The sequence below is a fragment of the Gemmatimonadaceae bacterium genome, from assembly GCA_035606695.1.
GTDB lineage: Bacteria > Gemmatimonadota > Gemmatimonadetes > Gemmatimonadales > Gemmatimonadaceae > JAQBQB01.
On sequence record DATNEW010000011.1, the window covers coordinates 1 to 5,985 of the forward strand.

The 5,985-nt window shown below is 65.9% G+C and carries 5 protein-coding genes; all 5 read left to right on the forward strand.

Annotated elements, in window-relative coordinates:
- Nucleotides 1-1,539: FtsX-like permease family protein (locus tag VN706_03450; GenBank protein HXT14655.1), on the forward strand; the 1,539-nt coding region annotated here is incomplete at its 5' end.
- A gap of 251 nt (nucleotides 1,540-1,790) precedes the next feature.
- Nucleotides 1,791-2,555 (forward strand): MerR family transcriptional regulator, encoded by a 765-nt coding sequence (locus VN706_03455; protein ID HXT14656.1) that lies wholly within the window; start codon nucleotides 1,791-1,793, stop codon nucleotides 2,553-2,555.
- Nucleotides 2,556-2,754: 199 nt separating this feature from the next.
- Nucleotides 2,755-4,860: a PQQ-dependent dehydrogenase, methanol/ethanol family gene (locus VN706_03460; GenBank protein ID HXT14657.1), complete on the forward strand. Its 2,106-nt coding sequence runs from the start codon at nucleotides 2,755-2,757 to the stop codon at nucleotides 4,858-4,860.
- A 319-nt stretch (nucleotides 4,861-5,179) separates the two neighbouring features.
- A complete protein-coding gene (locus VN706_03465) occupies nucleotides 5,180-5,575 on the forward strand; it encodes a DUF6152 family protein (protein ID HXT14658.1) in 396 nt (131 codons plus the stop codon).
- A 20-nt stretch (nucleotides 5,576-5,595) separates the two neighbouring features.
- On the forward strand, nucleotides 5,596-5,985 hold a 390-nt coding region (locus VN706_03470), incomplete at its 3' end, for a hypothetical protein (protein ID HXT14659.1).

A 5,985-nucleotide genomic window follows, 5' to 3' on the forward strand; every position in this document is an offset into this window, starting at 1 on the left:
ATCGCGCGGCAGGTCCTCACGGAGAGCCTCGCGCTGTCGGTGTTCGCGGGCCTGCTCGCGATCGCGATCGCGTTCGCGGGCGTGTGGCTGGTCGACTTGACGGCGACGGCGTACGTCAATCCGCGGAACGGTTTCGCACCGTCGGTGTTGCCGCGACTCGATGAGATCGCGATCGATCCGCCCGTGCTCGCGTTCGTCGCTCTGCTGTCGGTCGTGACCGGCGTGCTCTTCGGGCTGCTGCCGGCGCTGCGCCTCTCGAAGTACGGCGACCGCGGGCACACGTCCGCAGCGCAGCTCTCGACGCTCGTGCGCAACTCGCGGCTCGGCCACGTGCTCGCCGCGGTGCAACTGGCGTGCGCGATGGCGCTGCTCATCGGCGCCGGCCTGCTCGTCGGGAGCTTCCTGAGGCTCACGGGCATCGACCCCGGCTTCGATGCACGCGGCGTCTTGAGCTTCGAGCTCGTCGTGCCGGGCGACTCCACGGCGCAGCGCAAGCTCGAAGTCGCGGAGACGCTCGTGGCGCGCCTCGAGGCCCATCCGCGCGTGACGAGGGTCGGGTTCGCGGATCTGCCGCCGTTCACGGGATGGATCCGCACTTCGGTGTTGCTGATCCCGGAAGGCAAGACAGGGTTCGAGATGCGCGATGAGATACGCGGCAAGCGGACGCAGACGCGCCAGATGAGCCCGGGCTACCTGCCCGCGTTGGGTGCGCGGCTCGTGGCGGGCGAGTGGCCCGACGAGCGCGCAGGCGCAGCTCCCGCCGTCCTCGTGAGCCGCCCCTACGCCGACGCCTATTTCCCAGACGGCAAGGCCGTCGGCGCCAGCATGACGGTGCTTGGCATAACGGTGCCGGATAGCGTCGTCACGATCGCCGGCGTCGTCGACGACTTCCATCTCCGTAACCTCGAACAGGCCGCCGAGCGCGTGGTGTTCGTCGACCCACGGCAAGCTTTGACGCTGCCGCGGATGTCGGACCGGGACTTCCTGACCGTCGATGTCAGCAGCATCGCGTTCGCAGCGCGAACGACAGGCGATCCCACGTCGATCATCGCGGACCTGCGCGCCATTGCGCGGGACATCGACCCACGCCTCGCGATCGACGCGGCGGTGCCGATGGAACGAGTCGTGTCCGGCCTTACGACGCGCCCGCGTTTCTACGCGGCGATCCTGACGACGTTCGGTGCGATCGCCGGCTTCATCGCCGTCATCGGCCTTTATGGCGTGCTCTCCTACGTGGTCAGCCAGCGGACCAAGGAGCTCGGCCTCCGCATGGCACTCGGCGCGCGGCGCGGGGCCGTGCTCAAGCTGGTGCTGCGCCAGGGTGCCCTGGTCGTCGGCATCGGCGTCGTCTGCGGCATCGCGGGTGCCGCAGCGCTCACGCGCTACCTCGCGGGCATGCTCTACGGCCTGACGGCGCTCGATCCCGCGGTCTACGCGCTCGCCGCCATGGCGTTCACCGCGGCTGCGATGCTCGCGGTATATGTGCCGGCGCGGCGCGCGACCACGATCGATCCGCTATCGGCCTTGCGGTACGAGTGACATCGCGTCGCCGCTGCTAGGCCGATAGCGCGTCGAGCTACGCGTCCGCGCAGTCCGCGCGGCGACTCGCTACACGCGGATCTCGACGGCGCCATCTCTGACCATCTCGTTCTGGCCGTTGTGAGCGGCCCACCGATTCACTCAGTAACTTACGGTCGCCGAGTAGGCCGCATCTCGCTGCTGACGGCCCTTGACTCTCACGTTGCGTAAAGCCCTATCGTTCGCGACGCCTTGGAAAGCGAGGTAGATCTATGCACCAGATTGGAGAGGTCGCGGAGCTGGCGAAAGTGAGCACCCGGCTACTGCGCCATTACGACGAGATCGGACTGCTGGTTCCCTCCGGTCGGAGCGAAGCAGGCTACCGGCTGTACTCGCACGCCGATCTCGAGCGCTTGCAGTCGATCTTGTTCTATCGGGCGCTGGAATTTCCGCTCGACGCCATCGGGCGCCTGATGAAGGGGCCCGGTTTCGACCGGCACGCCGCCCTACTGCATCAACGTGAGTTGCTGCAACAGCAAGCGGCCCGTCTAGGCGACCTGCTTGCATTGATCGACAAGACGCTAGACGACATTGATCCGGAAACGGGACGGGAGAGACATCGGATGAATACCAAAGGAATGTTCGAAGTATTCCCTGACATGAAGCAAGAACACCAAGATGAGGCCCAAGAGCGCTGGGGCAAGACCGAAGCGTGGAAACAGTCCGCTGAACGCTGGAGCAGATACACGAAAACTGACGTGGAGCGCATGAAGTTGGAAATGACGCAGGTGTACGGCCGCCTTGAGAACGTCTTCGCTTCCGGCGCCAGGCCAGATGCGCTCGAAGCGCTCACGGCTATCGAAGCCATGCGCCTGTGGTCCGACAAGTGGTTTTATGACACCTCCAAGGAGTTGCACGTAAAGGGAACGGAATTCGTCAGCAGGGACGAGCGCTTCGTGCGCAGCATCGACAGGAATTGTCCGAGCTTCGCGGCCTGGATCCACCAGGCCACGAGGGCGAACCTGGCAGCCGGTTGAGCTTTAGCGACGTTCGCGCGAAGGAGCGACGCGGCGTATTGTCGCCGATGCGAGGCGAGGCGGTTGGCAATCGAGACCAGGCCGATGCGCCGGCCGCGAGTCTCGCGGAAGAGGGCGTCAGTAGCTAGTCTCACAATTCCACCGCTGGTGCGCGGTGTGGTAGCGTCGGCGAAACAACGGGGGGCCTATGAACCGAGCGATGGCCTGCGCCGCTTCGGCGCTGATCTGTGCGTCCTGCGACGGTCGCTCTCCCGAGCCGTTGGCGTCGAGCCCCGAGGGTCCCGCTTCCGCCGCCGTCCAAGCGGGTTGGCCGGTCCACGGCGGCACGACGAGCGAGCAGCGCTTCTCGCCGCTCGCGCAAATCAACAAGGACACGATCGCGGACTTGAAGCCCGCGTGGTTCGTCGAGCTCGACACGAACCGCGGTCAAGAGGCGACGCCGATCGTCGTCGACGGCGTGCTCTATACGTCCACGGCTTGGAGCAAGGTCTACGCCGTGAACGCGAAGACCGGCGAGCGCGTTTGGTACTACGACCCGAAGGTGCCGGGAATCGCGGGCTACAAGGCGTGCTGCGACGTGAACAGCCGCGGCCTCGCGGTCGCCGGCGGCAAAGTGTTCCTCGCGACGCTCGACGGCCGCCTGATCGCCCTCGACCAGAAGACCGGCACGCCGCTGTGGAGCACCGTCACGGTCGATCAAACGCAGTCCTACACGATCACGGGCGCGCCGCGCGTGATCAAGAGCAAGGTGCTGATCGGTAACTCGGGCGCCGAGCTCGGCGTGCGCGGCTACGTGAGCGCCTACGACATGGAGAGCGGTGAGCTCGCGTGGCGCTTCTATTCCGTGCCGGGCGATCCTGCGAAGGGCCCCGACGGCGCCGCGTCCGACGACGCGATCGAGAAGCTCGCTCGACCGACTTGGTTCGGCAGCAAGTATTACCAGTACGGCGGCGGCGGCACGCCGTGGGACGCGATTGTCTACGACGAGGAGCTCGATCAGGTCTACGTCGGCACGGGCAACGGCAGCCCGTGGAGCCGCCGGCAGCGCTCGGAAGGCAAGGGCGACAACCTGTTCCTCTCGACGGTGCTCGCGCTGAACCCCGACACCGGTGCCTACATCTGGCACTACCAGGAATCGCCCGGCGAGTCGTGGGACTACACGTCGGTGCAGCCAATGATGCTCGTCGATCTCACGATCGCAGGCACGCCGCGCAAGGCGCTGCTCCACGCGCCGAAGAACGGCTTCTTCTACGTGCTCGACCGCCACACGGGCAAGGTGATCTCGGCGAACAACTTCGTGCCCGTGAACTGGGCGACGTCGGTCGACGTCGCGACGGGGCGCCCGGCGATCACGGCGAACGCGTTCTACGACGATGGCGCGTTCTTCGCGACGCCGACGGGCAGCGGCGCGCACAACTGGTCGCCGTGGTCGTTCAGCCCGCGCACCGGACTCGTCTATTTCCAGGCGCAAGAGACGTACTTGCGTTACGACGACCTGCCGGATTGGAAGTACGTGCCGGGCGGCTACAACCTCGGCCAGGACCGGCGGCCGGAAGTCGTGCGCGACGACGCGAAGAGGTTACCGCCCGCGAAGTTCTACGTGCTCGCTTGGGATCCCGTCGAAAACAAGGAACGCTTCCGAGTCGATGCGCGCGGCGGCGGCGTGCTCGCGACGGCGGGCGATCTCGTCTTCCAAGGCCGCGGCGTCATCGACGGCGAGCTCGTTGCGATCGATGCGGCGACCGGCCAGCAGGTTTGGAGCTATCCGATGCCGAACGCGGCGGCCGCGGCGCCGATCTCGTATAGCGTCGACGGCGAGCAATACATCGCGATCAACACCGGCGCGCGGGCGACGGGCAACCTGCAGGGCATCGCCGACGCGCAGGCGCGCGCGCGGCAAGTGGGACGGCTCGTCGCGTTCAAGCTCGGCGGCACGGCCACACTGCCGCCGCCTCCCGGCCCCGCGCCGCCGCCGAACCCGCCGAACGAAGTGTTCGCGGACGACGTGGTCCGTGCGGGCGAGCTGTTGTACGCCGATTACTGCGGCCGTTGCCACGGAAACGCGACGCGCAGCATCAACGTCATTCCCGACTTGCGACGCTCGCCGGCGCTCACCAACAAGGAGCTGTGGCACTCGATCGTGATCGACGGCGCGCTCACGGACCTCGGAATGATCGGCTGGAACCACCTTATCGAGCCGACGCAAGCTGAGAGCATCCGCGCGTACGTCGGCCGCCAAGCGGTCGTGCTTCGCGACGAGCTCGCGGCCGCGCCTGCAATGCCTGCGGCGCCGACCGCTGAATGAGCAGTTGTAGTAGCTGCAGCTTGCTACTACGTTGCTACCAAAACGCATGACCGAATATCGGCGAAGGTGATTTGGGAATGAGCCGCGGGCCGTTAGTCGTCTTGCTCGCTGGCGCTCGATTTTGCTGGATCGACGCAATCGGCGCCTTTTAATCCATTGGTCGCTGGTTCGACTCCAGCGCCCACCAATTTCAAGTCTTCCGAAGCCACGCCCCGGACTCTTGATTTGTGCCCGGGAGGCCGTGATGCTCTGAGGGCCGGTTGCCGGCTTTCTTCGGTGCGATGGCACCTTTTGCTGATCACAACTTTGCGAGGGCACCATGATTAAGCGAGCTTTGGGCTGTGTCGTCATGATCGGGGGTCTCACGGCCGTTGCGGCGGTCCAGGCGCATCACTCCACCGCCGGCGTCTACGACCCGGCTAAAGAGGTGAAAGTCACGGGCGCGCTGGCCAAGCTGCAGTTCGTGAATCCGCACGGATCGATCGTGGTGACGGTGAAAAACACCGACGGTACGACCACGGACTGGACGTTCACGACCGGTTCGGCGACGGCGCTCGCCACCCAGGGGATCACCAAGGTCGGCCCGAACGCGCTCAAGATCGGCGAAGAGGTAACCGTGATGGGCACTCCGGCACGGAACGGGAGTCCTTTGGCAGGACTCAGGTCGCTGACGCGCGCGGATGGCACGGTCTTAGGCAACGCCGGCGGCAATTGAGTTAACCCGGGGGAATCACCATGACTTCTCGAACGAAAATGATGTGCGGAAGTGTCGCCCTCGCTGCGACGCTGATGATCGGCGTGCCGTCGGTGTCTAGCGCTCAGGACGATGGCTCCGAGTTCGGCCCCCAGATCACGACAGCGCCGCCGTCGAGCGCGCGAGGTCGCCGCCGCGGCGAAGAGGCGCCAACGTACACCCCTGCGCCCGACGCGAAGGACCTGAAGTCGGTGCTGTTCAACTGGGCCTGGCACATGGGCATGCTGCGGAGCACCGAGGAATACGATCTGCTCATGTCGCTCATGTATCAGGGCAAGGGCACCGTCCAAGTCGGTGGTCAACCCTGCAACGTGACGATGTACCGCTCCGACATCAGCTACCAAACGTCGGGCGAGCGCATCCGCATCACC